Origin of the sequence: Pseudomonas sp. NPDC087817 (genome assembly GCF_044742875.1) — a bacterium.
Lineage (GTDB): Bacteria > Pseudomonadota > Gammaproteobacteria > Pseudomonadales > Pseudomonadaceae > Aquipseudomonas.
In genome coordinates, this window is record NZ_JBIUVJ010000078.1 from 1 (window position 1) to 19,615 (window position 19,615).

The 19,615-nt window shown below is 58.7% G+C and carries 22 protein-coding genes and 1 pseudogene; 10 read left to right on the top strand and 13 right to left on the bottom strand.

Annotated elements, in window-relative coordinates; all coding sequences use genetic code 11:
* Positions 1 to 430: pseudogene (locus ACIONG_RS27090) on the top strand (DNA recombination/repair protein RecA); the annotation flags it as partial.
* Positions 431 to 439: 9 nt separating this feature from the next.
* Positions 440 to 907 carry a recombination regulator RecX gene (gene recX, locus ACIONG_RS27095; protein WP_103302971.1) on the top strand — a complete coding sequence of 156 codons (468 nt, stop codon included), beginning with the start codon at positions 440 to 442 and terminating at the stop codon, positions 905 to 907.
* A gap of 56 nt (positions 908 to 963) precedes the next feature.
* Here the strand turns inward: recX and ACIONG_RS27100 are convergent, their stop codons facing one another.
* Positions 964 to 2,082: a TIGR00730 family Rossman fold protein gene (locus ACIONG_RS27100; RefSeq protein ID WP_401303776.1), complete on the bottom strand. Its 1,119-nt coding sequence runs from the start codon at positions 2,080 to 2,082 to the stop codon at positions 964 to 966.
* Positions 2,083 to 2,431: 349 nt separating this feature from the next.
* Between ACIONG_RS27100 and ACIONG_RS27105 the strand changes: the two genes are divergently transcribed.
* A complete protein-coding gene (locus ACIONG_RS27105; protein ID WP_103302969.1) occupies positions 2,432 to 2,626 on the top strand; it encodes a hypothetical protein in 195 nt (64 codons plus the stop codon).
* Here the strand turns inward: ACIONG_RS27105 and ACIONG_RS27110 are convergent, their stop codons facing one another.
* Positions 2,627 to 3,052 (bottom strand): PA3611 family quorum-sensing-regulated virulence factor, encoded by a 426-nt coding sequence (locus ACIONG_RS27110; RefSeq protein WP_103302968.1) that lies wholly within the window; start codon positions 3,050 to 3,052, stop codon positions 2,627 to 2,629.
* A 189-nt stretch (positions 3,053 to 3,241) separates the two neighbouring features.
* Between ACIONG_RS27110 and ACIONG_RS27115 the strand changes: the two genes are divergently transcribed.
* From ACIONG_RS27115 to ACIONG_RS27125, 3 genes are all read left to right on the top strand, one after another.
* Positions 3,242 to 3,988: a tRNA-uridine aminocarboxypropyltransferase gene (locus tag ACIONG_RS27115; RefSeq protein WP_103302967.1), complete on the top strand. Its 747-nt coding sequence runs from the start codon at positions 3,242 to 3,244 to the stop codon at positions 3,986 to 3,988.
* Positions 3,989 to 4,211: 223 nt separating this feature from the next.
* Positions 4,212 to 4,862, top strand: a complete 651-nt coding sequence (gene erdR, locus ACIONG_RS27120; RefSeq protein ID WP_103302966.1) for a response regulator transcription factor ErdR — start codon at positions 4,212 to 4,214, stop codon at positions 4,860 to 4,862.
* 74 nt (positions 4,863 to 4,936) lie between these two features.
* Positions 4,937 to 5,299 carry a diacylglycerol kinase gene (locus ACIONG_RS27125; protein ID WP_042557932.1) on the top strand — a complete coding sequence of 121 codons (363 nt, stop codon included), beginning with the start codon at positions 4,937 to 4,939 and terminating at the stop codon, positions 5,297 to 5,299.
* Here the strand turns inward: ACIONG_RS27125 and ACIONG_RS27130 are convergent.
* The gene (locus tag ACIONG_RS27130) at positions 5,296 to 6,222 is read right to left on the bottom strand and encodes a LysR family transcriptional regulator (protein WP_103302965.1); all 927 of its coding nucleotides are present in this window, start codon (positions 6,220 to 6,222) and stop codon (positions 5,296 to 5,298) included. The two genes, ACIONG_RS27125 and ACIONG_RS27130, sit on opposite strands and share 4 nt — an antisense overlap.
* A 142-nt stretch (positions 6,223 to 6,364) precedes the next feature.
* Between ACIONG_RS27130 and fpr the strand changes: the two genes are divergently transcribed.
* Positions 6,365 to 7,144, top strand: coding sequence for a ferredoxin-NADP reductase (fpr, locus tag ACIONG_RS27135; RefSeq protein ID WP_002554680.1), 780 nt, complete (start codon positions 6,365 to 6,367; stop codon positions 7,142 to 7,144).
* A gap of 60 nt (positions 7,145 to 7,204) precedes the next feature.
* On the opposite strand, the gene tsaA is transcribed toward fpr, so the two are convergent.
* The 6 genes from tsaA to rimO all read right to left on the bottom strand — a co-directional run bounded on the left by tsaA (position 7,205) and on the right by rimO (position 12,459).
* Entirely contained in the window at positions 7,205 to 7,903 is a 699-nt protein-coding gene (tsaA, locus tag ACIONG_RS27140) for a tRNA (N6-threonylcarbamoyladenosine(37)-N6)-methyltransferase TrmO (protein WP_103302964.1), read from the bottom strand.
* Between the two features lie 184 nt (positions 7,904 to 8,087).
* Positions 8,088 to 8,858 carry an SDR family oxidoreductase gene (locus ACIONG_RS27145; RefSeq protein ID WP_401303782.1) on the bottom strand — a complete coding sequence of 257 codons (771 nt, stop codon included), beginning with the start codon at positions 8,856 to 8,858 and terminating at the stop codon, positions 8,088 to 8,090.
* 128 nt (positions 8,859 to 8,986) lie between these two features.
* A complete protein-coding gene (locus ACIONG_RS27150; protein WP_213027739.1) occupies positions 8,987 to 9,457 on the bottom strand; it encodes a DUF1456 family protein in 471 nt (156 codons plus the stop codon).
* A gap of 70 nt (positions 9,458 to 9,527) precedes the next feature.
* Complete coding sequence (locus ACIONG_RS27155) at positions 9,528 to 10,238, bottom strand: rRNA pseudouridine synthase (RefSeq protein WP_103302961.1); 711 nt, start codon at positions 10,236 to 10,238, stop codon at positions 9,528 to 9,530.
* A 189-nt stretch (positions 10,239 to 10,427) separates the two neighbouring features.
* On the bottom strand, positions 10,428 to 10,901 hold the full coding sequence (locus tag ACIONG_RS27160) for a GNAT family N-acetyltransferase (protein ID WP_103302960.1): 474 nt from the start codon (positions 10,899 to 10,901) through the stop codon (positions 10,428 to 10,430).
* Positions 10,902 to 11,121: 220 nt separating this feature from the next.
* Positions 11,122 to 12,459, bottom strand: coding sequence for a 30S ribosomal protein S12 methylthiotransferase RimO (gene rimO, locus ACIONG_RS27165; protein WP_041478077.1), 1,338 nt, complete (start codon positions 12,457 to 12,459; stop codon positions 11,122 to 11,124).
* 351 nt (positions 12,460 to 12,810) lie between these two features.
* Between rimO and ACIONG_RS27170 the strand changes: the two genes are divergently transcribed.
* Positions 12,811 to 14,652, top strand: coding sequence for a potassium transporter Kup (locus tag ACIONG_RS27170; RefSeq protein ID WP_401303792.1), 1,842 nt, complete (start codon positions 12,811 to 12,813; stop codon positions 14,650 to 14,652).
* Between the two features lie 185 nt (positions 14,653 to 14,837).
* On the opposite strand, the gene ACIONG_RS27175 is transcribed toward ACIONG_RS27170, so the two are convergent.
* A complete protein-coding gene (locus tag ACIONG_RS27175; RefSeq protein ID WP_315446028.1) occupies positions 14,838 to 15,167 on the bottom strand; it encodes a DUF3077 domain-containing protein in 330 nt (109 codons plus the stop codon).
* A 640-nt stretch (positions 15,168 to 15,807) separates the two neighbouring features.
* Between ACIONG_RS27175 and ACIONG_RS27180 the strand changes: the two genes are divergently transcribed.
* Together ACIONG_RS27180 and ACIONG_RS27185 are read left to right on the top strand one after the other, a co-directional pair.
* Positions 15,808 to 16,575: a MarR family transcriptional regulator gene (locus tag ACIONG_RS27180; RefSeq protein WP_315446027.1), complete on the top strand. Its 768-nt coding sequence runs from the start codon at positions 15,808 to 15,810 to the stop codon at positions 16,573 to 16,575.
* Position 16,576: 1 nt separating this feature from the next.
* A complete protein-coding gene (locus ACIONG_RS27185; RefSeq protein WP_315446026.1) occupies positions 16,577 to 17,275 on the top strand; it encodes a hypothetical protein in 699 nt (232 codons plus the stop codon).
* Between the two features lie 344 nt (positions 17,276 to 17,619).
* On the opposite strand, the gene ACIONG_RS27190 is transcribed toward ACIONG_RS27185, so the two are convergent.
* From ACIONG_RS27190 to ACIONG_RS27200, 3 genes are all read right to left on the bottom strand, one after another.
* Positions 17,620 to 18,024, bottom strand: coding sequence for a hypothetical protein (locus ACIONG_RS27190; protein WP_315446025.1), 405 nt, complete (start codon positions 18,022 to 18,024; stop codon positions 17,620 to 17,622).
* Between the two features lie 129 nt (positions 18,025 to 18,153).
* Complete coding sequence (locus ACIONG_RS27195) at positions 18,154 to 19,449, bottom strand: AcvB/VirJ family lysyl-phosphatidylglycerol hydrolase (protein ID WP_401303789.1); 1,296 nt, start codon at positions 19,447 to 19,449, stop codon at positions 18,154 to 18,156.
* The coding region (locus ACIONG_RS27200) for a hypothetical protein (RefSeq protein ID WP_401303794.1) at positions 19,449 to 19,615 on the bottom strand (167 nt) is incomplete at its 5' end. The genes ACIONG_RS27195 and ACIONG_RS27200, both read right to left, overlap by 1 nt.

A 19,615-nucleotide genomic window follows, 5' to 3' on the forward strand; every position in this document is an offset into this window, starting at 1 on the left:
TGGAAACGCGCTGAAGTTCTACGCTTCGGTTCGTCTCGACATCCTCCGTACCGGCGCGGTGAAAGAAGGCGACGAAGTGGTCGGTAGCGAAACCCGCGTCAAGGTTGTGAAGAACAAGGTGGCTTCGCCGTTCCGTCAGGCCGAGTTCCAGATTCTTTACGGCAAGGGCATCTACCTCAACGGCGAGATGATCGACCTGGGCGTGCTACACGGTTTCGTTGAGAAGTCTGGCGCTTGGTACGCTTACGAAGGCACCAAGATCGGTCAGGGTAAGGCCAACTCGGCCAAGTTCCTGGCAGACAATCCGGAAATCGCTGCCAAGCTCGAGAAGCAACTGCGTGACAAACTGCTGGCACCAGCAGCAGACGTCAAGGCTTCGGCGACCCGCGACAAAATCGACGATATGGCCGAGGCCGACATCGACGTTTGAAGTCTCTGAATGACACTCGTACTTGATACCCTCGTCGCGGTGCGGCGAACCGCCATGGACCTGCTCGCACGTCGCGAGCATGGTCGAGTCGAGCTGACGCGTAAACTGCGTCAGCGCGGCGCTGAGGCGGAGATGATCGAAACAGCCCTCGACCGTTTGACGGAAGAAGGGCTGCTTTCCGAAGCCCGTTATCTTGAAAGCTTTGTTTCCTACCGTGCCCGTTCCGGTTATGGCCCTCTGCGAATTCGCGAGGAACTGAGTCAGCGCGGTTTGCAACGCGCCGATATCGAGCTCGCCCTGCGCGAAAGCGGTATCAGTTGGCAGGAGCAGCTTCAGGAAACCTGGCAGCGAAAATTCTCCGGGCACTTACCGATTGATGCCAAGGAGCGAGCCAAGCAAGGCCGTTTCCTGGCCTATCGAGGTTTCTCGATGGAGATGATCAACCGCTTGTTCAGCGGCAGAGGCATGGACGATTAAGATGATTGAAGAAAACGGCCCGCTATGAAAATAGCGGGCCGTTTTTTTTTTACGTTTTAAATAGCCTTCGACGGCTCTCGGTTGCGTTGCGCGGTTTGCGGTTTGGAATGAGCCCAGTTTTCCGGCACGTTGATGTAATCGACCAACTCTCTCAAACGCCCGTGATTCCTGGCGTTGAAGGCAAACGCCAAGCGCGCCAGATGGCTGAACTTCGCGTCATCGTGTTCCTCGCCGCTGTAGACGTGTTGATGGAAGTGGTCGCTCAGGCACAAATCGGCAAAGGTCTCCTGCATCTGCTCCAGCGCTTGATCGCTGAGCTTGTGATTCATGCGGATCACGAATTGCCCTTTGAGCCAGCGGCTGGAGTGGAAGTTGCTGTAGAACTGGTTGATTTGCTCCACCGCCTCCTCGACGGTGTAGACCAGCCGCATCAATTGCATGTCGGTCGGCAGGATGTAGTGGTTTTCTTCCAGTTGCTGGCGGATGAAGTCCATCGCGCCCTGCCAGAAGGTGCCCCCCGGTGTGTCCAGTAACACCACCGGCACCAGTGGACTTTTACCGGTCTGGATCAGCGTCAGCACCTCAAGTGCTTCATCCAGCGTGCCGAAACCGCCAGGGCACAGCACCAGTGCGTCGGCTTCCTTGACGAAAAACAGCTTGCGGGTGAAGAAGAAGTGGAAGGGCAGCAGATTGGCGGTGCCATCCACGGTCGGGTTGGCATGCTGCTCGAAGGGCAGAGTGATGTTGAAGCCAAGGCTGTGATCGCGGCCAGCCCCTTCGTGGGCGGCGGCCATGATGCCGCCACCGGCACCAGTGATGACCATCATGTCCGAGCGCGCCAGCGCGGCACCGAGTTCCCGAGCCATGGCGTACAGCGGATGTTCGACCGGCGTGCGCGCCGAGCCGAACACGGTGACTTTGCGTCGGCCCTTGAATTGCTCCAGCACTCTGAATGCCTGCTCCAGTTCACGCAGGGCCTGCAGGGTGATTTTGGCGTTCCAGCGATTGTGATCTTCCTGAGCCATGCGCAGTACGGTCAGGATCATGTCGCGGTAGATGGGAATGTTCGGGCTGTTGGGGGAAACGCGGTTGAGCTGTGCTTCGACCTGGCTGATGAGGTCGGGACCGCTTTCCTGAAAATGACGGTTGAGCAGGTCATTCGGTTGGTAAGGCATTCAACGTCTCCTTCTGCACAGAGCGGGTGGCCCTGACGAGCGGCGTCAGTGCCGCGCTGCAAAAACACACAATCGGCAGTTCCTTTTCCTGCCGCAAACGACTGATCGGAATACTTTGAATCTAGACCCTTGCGAGCGGTTGCGCTGACTCGATCATTGCGCTGCAAAGTCCTGGCTGGCAATCGCTTACTGTTTTTCGGCCAGTGACATCACCGCTCGTCAGAACGTGCACCGGCCGCCAAACCCTCTGATTAACTGATTTACAGGCACCGTACGACAATTTCACGTCAATACCGTACGCAAGGTGCACGCAATTCAAGGATTTGCGGGTAGCAAGGAGGCGGGACACATGACCAGAGTGGTTCTGGAGATCGATACGCAGTTGTATCGAATGCTGAAAGCATCAGCCGAGGCCAATCAAGTCAGTCTCGAGGAGGAGTGTTGCCGGCGACTGGCAGGAGGCGAGCGCCGTTCCCACTATCTACAGGCCTTGCTGGCCGAACTGCGCGCCGAGGATGAACAGCGGCGCGCCAATTCGCGATGATTACTTCTTCTTCGCCGGGGCGGCTTTCGGGCAATCCGATTCCTGATAGCTGGCGGAGCCGATCGCTTTGTTGGTTTTCACTTCAGTGAAGTCGTAACGCATGATCGCGCCTTTGGCCATCAGCTTGCGGAACGACGGGTTATTGCAGACAGAGGCACCCAGCTGGAAATACACGGCTTTGGGATCGGCACGCATTTTGTCCGCGTGGCTCTTTTGCACACTCAGGTGGTTGATCAACTGAGTGCCTTCAACGGTGTAGCCCTGATCAAGAATGTCTTCATTGATTGCCCGAGGCGTGCCGACGCTGCTTTGGGCGGCGACGTTGCGCAGCTCGCGGTTCAGATTCTGCTCACTCAAGGACGCAGCCTGAGCGGTGAAGGACGACGCCAGCAGAATGGCAGCGGTGGGAACGATAAGGCGCAGCATGAAACTCTCCTGATTCGGTGACTGGTGGTTCGACCAGCCACGGGGCTGTGCGTTCAGTGGCGGCGAATTATAGGGGAGCCGGTCTGGACGGTACAGGCTTGTGCCCTTCGCTCTGTTAAACTGCCGGCCTTTATTGCCTTGCCGAGTGCTGTTCGTGTCGAGTTTTCCTGTCTGCCGGTGTTGCCCGCGATGAATCATGCCCCCAACGCCGTAGCCCGTCTGCGCGACCAGCGCGAAGATGAGGGCATCAAGCCGATTCAGGCGCGGGGCTTTCGCTCCGAACGTTGCCGCGACTGCCGCGTGATCATCAGTCATTGCCTGTGCGCCTGGCGGCCAAGTGTCGAAACCCGCTCTGGCGTGTGCCTGATCATGACCGGCAAGGAAGTGTTCAAACCGAGCAATACCGGTTGGCTGATTGCCGATGTGGTGCGCGATAACCACGCGTTCATCTGGTCGCGCACCGAGCCCGATCCGCAGATGCTGGCGCTGCTCAACGACCCGCAATGGCAGCCGTATCTGGTGTTCCCCGGCGAATACGTCGAGCCGTCGCGGGTGACCAACACCGTCGAACTCGATAGCAGCAAACGTCCGCTATTCATTCTGCTCGACGCGACCTGGACCGAAGCACGCAAGATGTTCCGCAAAAGCCCGTACTTTGATCGCTTGCCGATTCTCAGTCTGCTGCCAGACAAACTCTCGCGCTATCGCTTGCGGCGCTCGACCCGCAGTGAGCACCTGTGCACCGCAGAAGTCGCTGCGCTGTGTCTGGAACTGGCGGGAGACAGTGACGCCGCGTCGGCGCTGGACGCCTATTTCGATGTGTTCAGCCAGCATTACCTGGGTGCCAAGCAGCAATTGGACATGAATGAATCGACCCCGGCCCATGCCGAGTTGCAACCCTTCATACGAAAGCCGCAGCCGGAGTTGGCCCAATAGTGGCCCATACTGTACGCAGCGGCGGCCGTGTTGCTTGACCACCCCGTCTTCGCTGGGCATGCTTGGCGCCGATTAGGGTGCGGCCAAGGTTTGAAACGCTGTGTTTGCTGGTTATTGGCGTTGAACGTGCCCCTGTGGATGCCGCCTGAAAGGCGCATCTTGAGTTGCTTTGGCCAGATCCGAATGCACCGGGTCTGCCATCAAAAACAGGATCATTTGAAAAATGGCCACATACGACATCCTGATTGCCGATGATCACCCCCTGTTTCGTAGCGCCCTGCATCAAGCGGTGACGCTGGGCCTTGGCCCGAATGTGCGATTGGTGGAAGTGGCGAGCATCGCCGAACTGGAAACTCGCCTGACCGAAAAGGCTGACTGGGATCTGGTCTTGCTGGATCTGAACATGCCGGGCGCCTTCGGTTTTTCCGGGCTGGTGATGTTGCGCGGACAATATCCGCAGATTCCGGTGGTGATGGTCTCGGCGCAGGAAGAAGCCTCGGTAATGGTCAAGTCCCGCGAGTTCGGCGCCAGTGGCTTCATTCCCAAGTCCAGCGACCTGAGCGTGATTCAGGAAGCGGTGCGCAAAGTGCTCGATGGCGATGTGTTCTGGCCACCGCAGGCATTCGAAGCCGTTGCCGTCTCCGACGAAGCCAAAGCCGCCAGTGATGGCCTCGCCAGCCTTACCCCGCAGCAGTTCCGCGTGTTGACCATGGTCTGCGAAGGCTTGCTGAACAAGCAGATTGCCTATGAGCTGAGCGTGTCCGAAGCGACCATCAAGGCCCATGTCACGGCGATCTTTCGCAAGCTGAATGTGCGCACTCGTACGCAAGCGGCTTTACTGCTGCAACAACTTGAGTCAATTCCGAGCCAATAATGGCTGGCGTCTTCACGCTTTTTTGACTTTTGTTGATCTAGCTTTCCCACTCCTTTTTGGTTGGTTTCTACTTTATGTCACCTTTCAAGGGCCAGACCGGCCTGAAACGCATCCTCAACGCTTCCGGCTATTCGCTGGACGGCCTGCGCGCAGCTTTCACTGGCGAAGCGGCGTTCCGCCAACTGGTACTGCTCAATGTGGTGCTGGTACCGCTGACGTTCTTTCTGAATGTCAGCCGCGTCGAACAGGCGCTGTTGATCGCCGTGTGCCTGTTGGCGCTGATCGTCGAGTTACTGAATTCGGCAGTGGAAGCGGCCATTGACCGCATTTCGCTGGAACTGCACCCGCTGTCCAAGAACGCCAAGGACATGGGCAGCGCCGCGCAATTTGTCGCGCTGAGCATGATTGCCTTGGTGTGGGCGGTGATTCTGCTTTAAGCGATTGTCGGCAAAACGATCTCGTCGCTGCGCTGCACACCGGCGGTGAAAGCGCGGCACAGATCGAGAAACTCGCGCATGGCCGAGGTCTGGTACTTCTGCTTGTGCCAGATGAAGTAGAACTGTCGCGCCAGGTCCAGATCCGGCGTCTCCACCGCCACCAGACTGCCGCGGCGGAAGGCATCGCGCAGCGCCAGGCGCGAGATGCAACCGATCCCCAGTCCTGATTCCACCGCGCGTTTGATCGCTTCGGTGTGTTCCAGCTCCAGACGGATATTCAGCGCGCTGCGATGGTGACGCATGGCCTGATCGAAGGTCAGCCGCGTGCCGGAACCCTGTTCGCGCAGAATCCACGCTTCATGCGTCAACTCTTCCATGGTCGCACTGCCGCGTTTGGCCAGCGGATGCTGCGGCGCGCAGAACACCACCAGCTCATCCTCGACCCAACTCTGTACTTCGATGTCCGGGTGGCTGCAATCGCCTTCGATTAGACCCAGATCAATTTCGTAGTGGGCGACCTGTTGCACGATATTGGCAGTGTTCTGTACATGCAGCTTCACCTGGCTTTCCGGGTGGCGCTGCATGAAGCTACCGATCAACAGGGTCGCCAGATAATTGCCGATCGTCAGGGTGGCGCCGACTGACAGCGAGCCGAAACCTGATTTGCCGTTGAGCAGGTCTTCGATTTCCTTGGCCTGATCGAGCAGGGCCACCGCCTGTGGCAACAGCTGTTTGCCGAGGGCATTGAGGCTCAACCGTTTGCCGGCACGGTCGAACAGCTGGCAGCTGGACTGGCGCTCAAGCTCGGTAATAGAGGTGCTGGCCGCCGATTGTGAGAGGTTGAGCAGACCCGCAGCACGGGATACGCTTTCCTGCTGGGCGACGGCGACGAAGACTTGCAGTTGACGGAGAGTAAATCGCATATCGATATAACCGATAACCCTTATCTTAATAATCCAGTTAACAGATATTGTCGGCGCTATTAGAATGCGATGCAATTGCGCACCATCGGCATTTATTCAGCCTAGAGCAAGCGCAGAGCCAATATCCAGGAGTCAAACGTACATGAGCAACATGAACCACGAGCGTGTCCTCAGTGTTCATCACTGGAACGATACCCTGTTCAGCTTCAAGTGCACCCGCGATCCGGGCCTGCGCTTCGAGAACGGGCAGTTCGTGATGATCGGCCTGCAACAGCCAAACGGCCGCCCGCTTATGCGCGCTTACTCGATTGCCAGCCCGAACTGGGAAGAGCATCTGGAGTTCTTCAGCATCAAGGTGCCTGACGGCCCGCTGACCTCGCAGTTGCAGCATCTCAAGGAAGGCGACGAAATCATCATCAGCAAAAAGCCTACGGGCACGCTGGTGCTGGACGATCTGAAGCCTGGCAAACACCTGTACCTGCTCAGCACCGGTACCGGTCTGGCACCGTTCATGAGCGTGATTCAGGATCCGGAAACCTACGAGCGTTTCGAAAAAGTCATCCTGTGCCACGGCGTGCGCTACGTGAACGAAGTCGCCTACCGCGAATTCATCACCGAGCACCTGCCGCAGAACGAGTTCTTCGGCGAAGCGCTGCGTGACAAGCTGATTTACTACCCGACCGTTACGCGCGAACCATTCGAGAACGAAGGTCGTCTGACCGACCTGATGCGCAGCGGCAAACTGTTCAGCGACATCGGCCTGCCGCCGATCAATCCGCAGGACGACCGCGCCATGTTGTGCGGCAGCCCGAGCATGCTCGACGAGACCAGCGAAGTGCTCAACAGCTTCGGCCTGACCGTGTCGCCGCGGATGCGCGAGCCGGGTGACTACCTGATCGAGCGTGCATTCGTCGAGAAGTAAGCTCCACTGAAAAGCCCCCATTGCCTGCTCAGGCAATGGGGGCTTTTTCGTTTCTGGACATTACGCTTCGGCGGGAATGACTTCGAGGACGCGGATCTGCTCCGGCGTCGGGTAATGCCAGCGCACATCCAAGTCCCAGAACTGTGCGCCGTATTCACGTTCCGGCGCCGGGGTTTGATACGCCGGGCGCGGGTCTTGCGCCAAACACTGTTCGATCAGCTCGACCAGAGGCTCGCCAAGACGCTGAGCGTGGGTGAGCGCCTGTTGCAACGCTGCATCCGTCCACTGCACGTCGATCAACTGCGGCGCGGCGCTGGCGATGCTGTTGGAGGCGCTGGCAATGATGTCGGCGTAAGGCACGTAGGGTTTGATGTCGAGAATCGGCGTGCCGTCGAGCAGGTCGATGCCGGAGATAAACAGGCGATTGGCTTCAACCTTGTCCAGCTTCACTACCGATTGGCCGATGCCGTTCGGGCGATGGGTGGCGCGGGTGGCGAACACCCCCATGGACTTGTTGCCGCCCAGACGTGGAGGGCGCACTTTCAGTCGCGGCTTTTCTTCCAGCGCCTGATGGAAGAGGAACAGCAACCAGACATGACTGACCTGCTCCAGCCCCTGCACCGCGTCACCCTGATCGAACGGCGCCACCAGTTCCAGCACGCCACGGGCGGCGGGGGCCAGTTGCGGCTGGCGGGGAATGGCGAACTTCTCCTTGAAGCAGGAGCGGACGAAGCCGATGGGGGAGACGCTGTAAGTCATGGTTTACATTCGAAGCGGGGCAGGGGTGGGCATGATAACCCGACAGGGCTCAGGTCTGGTGGTGGCAGGGCGGACGCCATCGCGAGCAGGCTCACTCCTACAGGGGGGGTGGGTGTACACAAAATCTGTGTTCGCTGAAAATCCCTGTAGGAGTGAGCCTGCTCGCGATAGCCTCACCGCCGACCTAGAGGCTGAATCCGCCATCAAGAGGGATAATATTCCCGGTCATATAAGCCCCCGCCGTACTCGCCAGACTGATCGCCAACGCTGCCATCTCTTCCTCGCGCCCCCAGCGTTTCATCGGGATCAGCGCCGTATCCTCAGCCAGTGCCTGCTGATCATTACCGATATGCTGAGTCATCTTGCTCGGAAACCGTCCCGGCGCGATCACATTGACGTTGATGTGCTGGCTCACCAGTTCCCGCGCCAGAATTCGCGACAACTGGTGCAGCGCCGCTTTACTCGGCCCGTAGGCATACGCCTGCTCGCCAAACGAGGAAATCCCCGCCACCGAACCAATATTGATAATTCGCGCAGGATTGGCCGCCGAACCGGCCTTGCGCAGCAACGGCAGAAACTGCTGGATGCAGGTGAACACGGAGGTCACGTTGAGCTGCATGACTTTTTCCCAGCCTTTGACCGGGTAACTCTCCAGCGGCGCCCCCCAGGTGGTGCCGGCATTGTTCACCAGAATATCCAGATGCGTGATCTGCTCGCCGAGCCGTGCGGCCAGTTCCTGTACACCTTCTTCCGTCGCCAGATTCGCCGCCACGCCTTGGCAAGTGCCCAAGGCACTGAGTTCTTCGGCCGTTTGATGACAGGCTTCGGCGTCCCGGGAGCAGACGAATACACGGGCGCCAGCCTCGACAAAGGCCTTGGCGATCATTTTGCCGATACCACGGGTGCCGCCGGTCACCAGAGCGGTGCGGCCTTGCAGGGAGAAATACGGGTGCATGGCGAGTCCTGAGGATTAGGGATCAGTACACCCTAGTCGTCAGCCGAGAAAAGCGGAGCCACTATTTTCGCAGGGAATAAGCGGTCATGCGCTGCGGTGGCGACCATCAGTCGCCACGGCAGACCGGATCAGGCGGCGCGAACGCGCAGGGTCAGACCCTTGAGGAAGTTGCGCAGCAACTGGTCGCCACACGGACGGTAGTTGGTGTGGCCGACCTTGCGGAACAGCGCGCTCAGCTCAGGTTTGGACACCGGGAACTCGGCGGCCTTGAGGATCGCGTGCATGTCGTCTTCTTTCAATTCGAAGGCCACGCGCAGCTTTTTCAGAATGATGTTGTTGGTCACCGGCACTTCGATCGGCTGCGGCGGACGGCTTTCGTCCTTGCCACGCTTGAAGATCACCAGGCCGTCGAGGAAGTGTGCGATGACTTCATCCGGGCAACGGACGAAACCTTCTTCATCTTCTTCTTTCTTGTCGAGCCAGGTGATCACGTCGGCGAGCGTTACATCCATGCCGCCAAGTTTGATGATCTCGACGACTTTCTTGTCGCTGATGTCGAGCATGTAGCGCACGCTGCGCAGTACGTCGTTGTGAATCATGTCGATAATCCTGATGCGTTGTGGGCAGCGCGCAGGCGCGCTGCCGAAATGTGTGGCGGCAGTGGAAGCCTTAGAACTTCTCTTTGCCGGACAGGTAGCGCCATTGGCCGACCGGAACCTTGCCGATCGAGACGCCGCCGATGCGGATACGGCGGATGCCGACGACCTTCAGGCCGACCGCTTCGCAGAACTGGGCAATGATCCCCGGCTGCGGATTTTTCATGGCGAAGCGCAGGCGGTTTTCGTTCTGCCAGCTGGCCTTGACCGGCGGCAGCTCCTTGCCCTTGTGGGTCAGGCCGTGCTGCAAACGGTTGAGGCCGTGGGCGACCATGTCACCCTCGACTTCAACGATGTATTCCTGCTCGATCTTGGCCGCGTCGGCGGTGAGCTTGCGCAGGATTTTCCAGTCCTGGGTGAACACCAGCAGACCACTGGCCTTGGCTTGCAGGTCGGCGCTGGCCGTCAGGCGCAGGAAGTGTCCGCGCAGCGGGCGCTTGCTGAAACGGTGCTCTTCGCTGAGGGTTTCGGCGCTGAGCGACTGCATGGCGGTTTCTACATCCATGCCGGCAGGAGCGTTGAGCAGGATGGTCACCGGCTCCGGCGCGGTGGCCTTGGCGTCCTTGTCGAGCTCGACCTTCTGGTCGCCGACCTTGAATTGCGGCTCGTCGATGACTTCGCCGTCCACGGTGACCCAGCCGCCCTCGATGAACAGCTCGGCCTCGCGGCGGGAGCAACCCACCAGTTCGATGAGGCGTTTGGAGAGGCGAATCGGGTCAGTCATGACAGGGCCGTAACAAAAAAGGGGTGGGCATTGTACCTGTGTGGCGCCGGTTAAGCCCGGTTCCATTTCACGGTGTTCTGTATCCCTTGTGGGAGCTGGCTTGCCAGCGATGGCATCGCCTCGGTATTTCTTGCAGACCGCAGCGTCCGCATCGCTGGCAAGCCAGCTCCCACAGGGTTTTATGGTGTGTCAGCCATTGCAGGTGCGTTGCTGATTCTGGCGCAAGCGCATATGCAGCAACGGATACGGCTGGCCCATGCCGTCTACCTCCGAACGGCCGATCACTTCAAAACCCTGCTTGAAGTAAAAGCCCAAGGCCTGCGGGTTCTGTTCGTTGACGTCGAGCTCATCGGCATTCAAATGTTGCAGCGCGTAGTTCAGCAGTTTTTTGCCCAGGCCCTGGCCGCGATAGTCGGGGTCGATAAAGAGCATTTCAATCTTGCCCGCCGCCACACCGGCGAACCCGGTGATGCGTTGGTTGGCGTCCTTGGTGCAGATCAGCATCACGGAGTCGAGGTAGCGGGTCAGCACCAGGTTGCGCAGCAACTCGATGTAGCTGTCCGGCAGAAAATCATGGGTCGCGCGGACCGAGGCCTCCCAGACCCGGGTCAGTTCCTGATAATCGCTGAGTTTCGGCGTGTGGATGACCGAATGGTGACGCATGCCCGGTAGCCTCTTTGTCAGGTGTAATGGGAGTCCTTCCCCCCACAAACGATAGCCGTAAAAAAGCCCCGCATCTCGTAAAAAGAGCGGGGCTTTTCAATACAACACTATTCCCCTTGTGGGAGCGAGCCTGCTCGCGAAGGCGTTGGTTCAGTCAATATTTTCAGCAACTGACCCACCGCATTCGCGAGCAGGCTCGCTCCCACAGGTACTGGGATGCTTAGATCTGCTCAGCCCACAGATCGTATTCGTCAGCATCAGTCACTTTGCACCAGACTTTGTCGCCCGGCTTCAGGTTGCTGCCGTTGTCGATGAACACGTTGCCGTCGATTTCCGGGGCGTCGAAGAAGCAGCGGCCGACCGCGCCTTGCTCGTCGACCTCGTCCACCAGCACTTCGATTTCACGGCCGATGCGCATTTGCAGGCGCGCCGAGCTGATCGCCTGCTGGTGCGCCATGAAGCGCTCCCAACGGTCCTGCTTGACGTCGTCCGGCACCACTTCCAGATCCAGATCATTGGCCGGAGCGCCGTCAACCGGCGAGTACTGGAAGCAGCCGACGCGGTCGAGCTGGGCTTCGGTCAGCCAGTTCAGCAGGTACTGGAAGTCTTCTTCGGTTTCGCCCGGGAAGCCGACGATGAAGGTCGAACGGATGATCAGGTCCGGGCAGATTTCGCGCCAGTTCTTGATCCGTGCCAGGGTCTTGTCTTCGAACGCCGGGCGTTTCATCGACTTCAGCACTTTCGGGCTGGCGTGCTGGAACGGGATGTCCAGGTACGGCAGGATCTTGCCGGCGGCCATCAGCGGGATCAGTTCGTCAACGTGCGGGTACGGGTAAACGTAGTGCAGACGCACCCAGACGCCGAGGGTGCTCAGCGCTTCGCAGAGTTCGGTCATGCGGGTTTTCACTGGCGCGCCGTTCCAGAAACCGGTGCGGTATTTCACGTCGACGCCGTAGGCGCTGGTGTCTTGCGAGATCACCAGCAGCTCTTTAACGCCGGACTTGACCAGGCGCTGAGCCTCGTCGAGCACGTCGCCGACCGGACGGCTGACCAGTTTGCCGCGCATCGACGGGATGATGCAGAAGGAGCAGCTGTGGTTGCAGCCTTCGGAAATCTTCAGGTAGGCGTAGTGGCGCGGGGTCAGCTTGATACCTTGCGGCGGCACCAGGTCGATCAGCGGGTTGTGATCCTGACGCGGTGGCACCACTTCGTGCACGGCGTTGACCACTTGCTCGTACTGCTGCGGACCGGTCACGGCCAGCACGCTCGGGTGTACGTTGCGGATGTTGCCTTCTTCCACGCCCATGCAACCGGTAACGATCACCTTGCCGTTTTCCTTGATCGCTTCGCCGATCACTTCCAAAGACTCAGCCTTGGCCGAATCGATGAAGCCGCAGGTGTTGACCACCACGACATCGGCGTCCTGATAAGTGGACACCACGTCATAGCCTTCCATGCGCAGCTGGGTCAGGATGCGCTCGGAGTCGACCAGTGCTTTCGGGCAACCCAGAGATACGAAGCCAACCTTTGGATTGGCCGGCGCAGGAGTGGTGGACATGTCTAACCTCGGTATTTTGTGACGCCGCTTTCCTGATGCGAAAAGCCGACGGACGGGCGCTTAGGGTGCGCCTCTGATCAAAAAGTGCGCAATTCTAGCGGTGAGTAACGCACTTGACCAGCTTTATGCAGGGAAATACGACGAGTGCTGCGCTATGCTTCGCGCCGTTGAGCTTTACCAATTTTTTACAGTCAACAAAACGTCTGTAACAGCAGGTAAAACAGCGCATGCTGCACCACAAAGCATAGTGCTTCATTCAAAGAAGCCGGTTCTGAGAAGTAGGAGTGTTGGATGGGTCAGGCAAGTAGTCATGCGGCAGGCGCCGAGGGTTCGGCTACCAAACCGCTGAGCATGCTGGTCGCGGCAGTCGGGGTAGTTTACGGCGACATCGGCACGAGCCCGTTGTACACCCTTAAAGAAGTGTTTTCCGGCGCTTATGGCGTACCGGTCAATCACGATGGCGTGCTGGGCATTCTGTCGTTGATCTTCTGGTCGCTGATCTGGGTCGTCTCGATCAAATACATGATGTTCGTCCTGCGCGCCGACAACCAAGGCGAGGGCGGGATCATGGCGCTCACCGCACTGGCGCGGCGTGCGGCGGGGCATCGCAAAAAACTGCGGTCGTTGCTGGTGGTTTGCGGACTGATCGGTGCGGCGCTGTTTTATGGCGACAGCATGATCACTCCGGCGATTTCCGTGTTGTCGGCGATAGAGGGGCTGGGGCTGGCGTTTGAGGGCATCGACCATTGGGTGGTGCCGCTGTCGTTGGTGGTGCTGGTCGCATTGTTTCTGATTCAGAGCCACGGTACGGCGCGGATCGGCATTTTGTTCGGGCCGATCATGGTCACCTGGTTCCTCGTGCTGGGCGCCCTTGGCGTCTACGGCATCAGCCATACGCCGGAAGTGCTGCATGCGCTGAACCCGGTCTGGGCGGTGCGTTTCTTCATGGTGCACACCGGCATGGGCGTGGCGATCCTTGGCGCCGTGGTGCTGGCGCTGACCGGTGCCGAAGCGTTGTACGCCGACATGGGCCACTTCGGTCGCAAGCCGATTGCCCGTGCGTGGTTCATTCTGGTTTTGCCGGCGCTGGTGCTCAATTACTTCGGTCAGGGCGCTTTGCTGCTGGATAACCCGGAAGCGGCGCGTAACCCGTTCTACCTGTTGGCGCCTAGCTGGGCGCTGATTCCGTTGGTGGGGCTGTCGACCCTGGCCACGGTGATTGCCTCGCAAGCGGTGATTTCCGGCGCATTCTCCCTGACCCGTCAGGCCATTCAGCTCGGTTACATCCCGCGCATGTACATCCAGCACACCTCCAGCGACGAGCAGGGCCAGATCTACATTGGCGCGGTGAACTGGGCGCTGATGGTTGGCGTGGTTCTGTTGGTGCTCGGCTTCGAATCCTCCGGCGCACTGGCCTCGGCCTACGGCGTGGCGGTAACCGGCACCATGCTGATGACCACCATTCTGGTGTCGGCGGTGATGCTGCTGCTGTGGAAATGGCCGCCGATCCTTGCGGTACCGGTGCTGATCGGTTTCCTGCTGGTGGACGGTCTGTACTTCGCCGCCAACGTGCCGAAAATCGTTCAGGGCGGTGCTTTCCCGGTGATCGCCGGTATCGCGTTGTTCGTGCTGATGACCACCTGGAAGCGCGGCAAGCAATTGTTGGTCGACCGCCTCGACGAAGGCGCGCTGCCACTGCCGATCTTCATCAGCAGCATCCGCGTGCAGCCACCGCATCGTGTGCAAGGCACCGCCGTGTTCCTCACCGCACGCTCCGACGCCGTGCCGCACGCGCTGTTGCACAACTTGCTGCACAACCAGGTATTGCATGAGCAAGTGGTGCTGCTGACGGTGGTCTACGAAGACATCCCTCGTGTACCGCCATCGCGGCGTTTCGAAGTCGAGGCACACGGGGAAGGTTTCTTCCGGGTGATCCTGCACTTCGGCTTCACCGACGAGCCGGACGTACCGCAGGCGCTGAAGCTGTGTCATCTGGATGATCTGGATTTCAGCCCGATGCGCACGACGTACTTCCTCAGCCGTGAAACCGTGATTGCCTCGAAACTTGAGGGCATGGCGCGTTGGCGTGAAGCGCTGTTTGCGTTCATGTTGAAGAATGCCAATGGCAACTTGCGGTTCTTCAATCTGCCGCTGAACCGGGTGATTGAGTTGGGGACGCAGGTCGAGATGTAAGCCCCACCTCAACTGAAAGCCCCCGTCAGCTTCAAGGCTGGCGGGGGCTTTTTTGTGCCCGCACATAAACCTCAAGTCCACCACAAATCCCCTGTGGGAGCTGGCTTGCCAGCGATGAGTCCGGCACATCCAGAATCAATGTCGACTGACTCACCGCCATCGCTGGCAAGCCAGCTCCCACAAGGTTATGAGGTTGGGTCAGCCAGTTCGGCTTCAGATTCGGTCTTCGTCCGCGCAGGTCGCGGCATCAACGCTTGGATCACATCATCAATCAAGGCTTTGCCCATCACCGTCAGGTAATGCGCAGCCCAAGCGTGGCGGTCGGTGTCTTTGATAAATGCCGCGTCCTCGGCGAAGGATTTGGCGAGGGACAGCAGGTCGGAGGATTGGGACAGGGCATCGATGATCGGGATGCCGGAGCGGACGTTGAAGAACGCTTGATCCGAGTTGTAGAGGAAAGGGGTGAAGCCGATGGTTTTAAGATCAAATGGCGTTGACGGACTTTCTTTGCTCATTGTTTTGCTCCCTAAAACGAGGAGCTGCCTCATTCGTTACCACACGAATGGGTGGCAGCTGTACGCAGGGTGGTAAACCGGGGGAGCAAAGAAACCGGCAGACCCGAAGGTCTCCCACGTACAGCTGCCATGACAGTGAATTACAGGCGTAAAAGAACACCTGATGTCGTGATGGAGGCACTGTTGCACTTTGCCTAACCGGGTTACCACACCCGATCGCTGAATGGGTCAGCGACGTCCGGAGAGTATCCCGTCGAAAAACAGCGCAATAGAGCGGGAGAGCGTCCAAACACGAGTTTCGGAGTTTGCCTACAAGGTCTGTGGGCGTCATCTGATATTGCGAGACTGGAAGTAAACGATACTAAACGTCACGCACGAACCGACGTGTGCAAAGCATTCAGGTACGTATGACAGCATCAGCGCAACAAGAAGCACAGGATGAACCGAAGGACCTTCGGATCGAAAAGAAGGCCAGTGAACGATTGCTCATCTTTGATCTGGCCCAAGCAGTCAGCCATGACGATATGCGGGCAAGGTATGCAGCGATTAGTGATCGACCCAAGGGCTTGACGACCCAGCCTCGTCAGTGAGACAAGTGTCCACGTTTTATGGAATGTGGACACTTAAGGTTTTGAGCTAAATGAAGAGTCAAGACATTTTACTTTTGTTCAAAATGGCCAGTCTCCACGCTCAGGAAGAGAACCTCTTGGGGGAGATCGAGGCCGAATCGAATTCGGACAGGGTCGAAGAGCTGCTCAGGCCTTATGTCGTCAGCCGAATGACCGCAGGGGAGAGTGTGGGGAAGCCATTGGTCACCTATTCCACTGATGGCGAAGACACACTCTTCCAGCGTCGCGAATTCGACTCGCCTTTCGCTGATGGGCCAGGCTGGGAGGGATGGGCGGAACCAGCATCTGATCCACCGCTGACAAGTTGGAGTGATCGGTACTCCTTACGTGCGCTGTCTGCCTCTCTCGGACTGAGCAAAAGCGAAGTCTCAAATGCTCTCGCGCGATGTCGGGAATCCGGATTGCTCATCCATGACTACGACACCGGGCTTGCCAAAGTGCACCGCCGGGAACTGCTGAAAATTACCGAGCACGCGCTGAAGTACTTCTTCCCGGTCAAGCCTGGCGCGATGGTTCGTGGCATACCCACAGGTTTTGCGGCGCCTGCGCTGTCCAAAAGCATCAAGAGTGCGGGCGGTTTGATTCCGGTCTGGCCGGATGCACTTGGAACCGAGCGAGGCCAAGCTATAGAGCCGCTTTACAAAACAGTGCCGGAAGCGGTGAAAAAAGACCGGATCCTTTACCACTATCTGGCGCTCGCTGATGCGATTCGTCTGGGTGGTCCGCGTGAGTGTGGTGTGGCAATCAGTATTCTGAAGGCAGGGATGGGGCTGAAATAACATGTCGTCAAACGCGGATCACAACTACGAGCTCATTGAGTTCGTGGCTGAAGGCTTGGGCAAGGCGTTTCTCGCCGAAGTTGCTTTTGTTGGCGGTTGCACAACCGCCATGCTGGTTACAGATACAGCCGTGCTGGACGACATTCGTTTCACTGATGACGTTGATCTAGTGATCGAGTTGGCCGGTATCAGCGCCTGGAACCAACTCACCGAACGGCTTGCGACCAAGGGATTCAAGATCACAGGTGAGGACGAGGTCAATTGTCGTTTTCGCTTCAATGACGTTGTCGTGGATGTCATGCCTTCTGATCCTGCAGTGCTCGGCTATGCCAACCGCTGGTTCGTCGAGGGGCTGGCGAGGGCGGATAAATTCACCCTGCCCAGCGGCACTGCCATCCAGATATTCCAGCCCACGTATTTTCTCGCGACGAAACTGGAAGCTTTCGCCGGTCGGGGAAATGGTGATCCTTATCACAAGGATGTCGAGGACATGATCATCTTGATCGATGGTCGGCCTGAGCTGTTGGAGGAGGTGTGCCAGGCTGACAGCGACCTCAAGGCGTTCATCGCAAAGGGAATCCACAAGCTGATGGCGCTCGATGGGGTTGGCTACGTGATCGAAAGCTCAGGCTCGGTGCAGGCGAATCCAGGCAGAGGGCAGATTATTCACAGGCGTATGAAAGCGCTGGCCAACGCATGAGATACCGCTCCCGATCAATCACTGGGCAAGCCAGCAGGGCAAATAATGACTGTGCCGGAGCGAGCTGTGATGGTGACGGTGGGTTTTTTGTTGTCGCGGATGGCACTTCCAGGCGCGGCAGTGGACAGCTTGCTGAAAGCTTCGTAAGCGGCATGTTGGCGGCTCATTCCACACAGATGAAGCAGGGGAGCTATCCTGCAGAGCCCGCAGCTGTTGAGCGCCTATTGGGTTCAATACTGTCGGATTTTCATGCGTCGTTGCCTGCTGATCAGGCGGGAGCCATCTGTTACCTGATTGGCTTGGTCGCCCATGGCCGACTCACCGTTGCATACGAAGGTGACTGTTCATGCGGGATTGTGACGCTGGCGGGTGCCATCGAGTGGATTACGCCACCTCACTGCAAAGCCAATTGGCGGCACGACCGTTCGCACTGTGAGTTGGCGCAAGACCCGGCGCGAAATTCGGTAACACGATGCTTGAAAATCAATCGGGTCCCAAACCCTGACTTTGTTTGTTGTGTACTGGACGCTGTTGAGCGCTTGGTATTTGTCACTGATGGCTTTTGGGCGGACTTGACGCAATCCCAGCAAAGCAGTTTGTTGGCGGCGCCGGATAGCGACTTTAGCGTTGGCGACGATGATGTCACGTGGATAGATGTCCAGCTTGGCCAACGAGACTGACGAGTTGTCTGAATCCAGCGCCATCCCTTGTAGGAGTGAGCCTGCTCGCGATAGCAGAGTGTCAATCACTGATTTGCCACCTGACATTCCGCTATCGCGAGCAGGCTCACTTCTACAGGAAAATGGGTTCATCGTCCGAGATGTAAAAAGCCCCCGCAACCGTGACGTTGCGGGGGCTTTTTGTGGGCGTGGCTCAGATCACTCTTCGGCGACCGAATCCTTGCTCTGACGCTTCTCGATCAGATCCACCAAGCGCTTGGCCAGCGCCGGGTAGTTCTCGTCGAAGTGGTGGCCGCCGGGCAGTTTCACTGCTTCGCCAACAGCCGTCTTGTCCGTGCAACCACTTTCATCCGTCTCTTCTTCGCCGTAGATGCACACAACCTTCGCCGCTGGCAGCTTGGCCATTTCCGGGCCGGTGGCGGCTTCTTTGCCGGCGTTGCCGAGCCAGCCTTCGACTTCGATTTCGAAGCTGCCGGTGCGGGCGAAGGCCAGCAGGATGATTGCATCTACACGTTGCTGCTCGGTGTCTGGCAGGCGGTTGTAGATCGCCGGCAGCACGTCAGCGCCGAACGAGTAACCGGTGAGGATGAAGCGCTTGGTGCCCCATTTCTGCCGGTAGTGTTGCATCAGTTCGGTCAGGTCCAGCGCGCTTTGCTCGGGGCTCTTGTGCTGCCAGTAGTAGCGCAGGGTGTCGATGCCGACGACCGGATAGCCGATCTTGGCCATTTCGCCCGCTACGTCGCGGTCGAGGTCGCGCCAGCCGCCGTCACCGGAAAGGAACAGGGTCACGGTGTCTTTGGCTTGACCGGCCGGGACTTCCACCACCGGAATCGCCAGACCGCCGTTGGCCTTGTCGCCGCCGACGAGGATCTTGCGCAGTTCGTTGTTCAGCACTTGTGGCAGGTTGATGTCGTAGTCGCTGATGCTGGTTTCGGCGTTCGGTTGATCGCGCACGAAACCTGCGCTGGCGTCGTCCGGGTTGTCGTTCCAGGCCACCAGCCAGTGGCCGTGGGCAGCGGATTTTGGCAACAGGTGCGTGCAGCCACCTTTTTCGAGGGCGAGGTCGACGGAGATGGCTTGGGCCTTGTCGTCTTTCTGCTCGGACAACCAGCGCCAGGCCAGCACAGCGCCTGGGCCAATGCCGCTGACCAAAGTGGCCGGACCATTCAGTTCACGCAGGCCGGTTTGCAGGGCGCGGCTTTGTAGCAGGCAGTCCTTGGGCAGAATCACCTGAACGATTTGCGCCGAGGCGCTGCGGCTCAGGGTAGTCAGTTGCTTTTCGCTGAGCTTCTGGTCGTCATTGACCGCGACCAGCACCTGAGCTTTCGGCTTGGTGCCGGGAATCACACGGGTCATGGCCGGGCCATCGGCCGGAGTCAGCTGTTCTACGGTCGGTTCCGGTGCCGGACGTTTGAGGTACCAGTAACCGCCGCCGGCAATCACGGCCAGCACGATCAGTGCGGCCAGGATGTACTTCAGGGAGCGTTGAATCATCAGCGTTTCACCAATCCAGTCAAGCCGCCCGCGATCAGGGCAGCAGTGTCGGCCAGCGCCACCAGCGGATCGAGTCCGGCGGGCACAGCCATATAACGGGGTTCCCAGGCAGGCTGGATCTGGTGTTTGAAGCGGCGCGCGCGTTGGGCGTTGTAGCGCTGCGCTC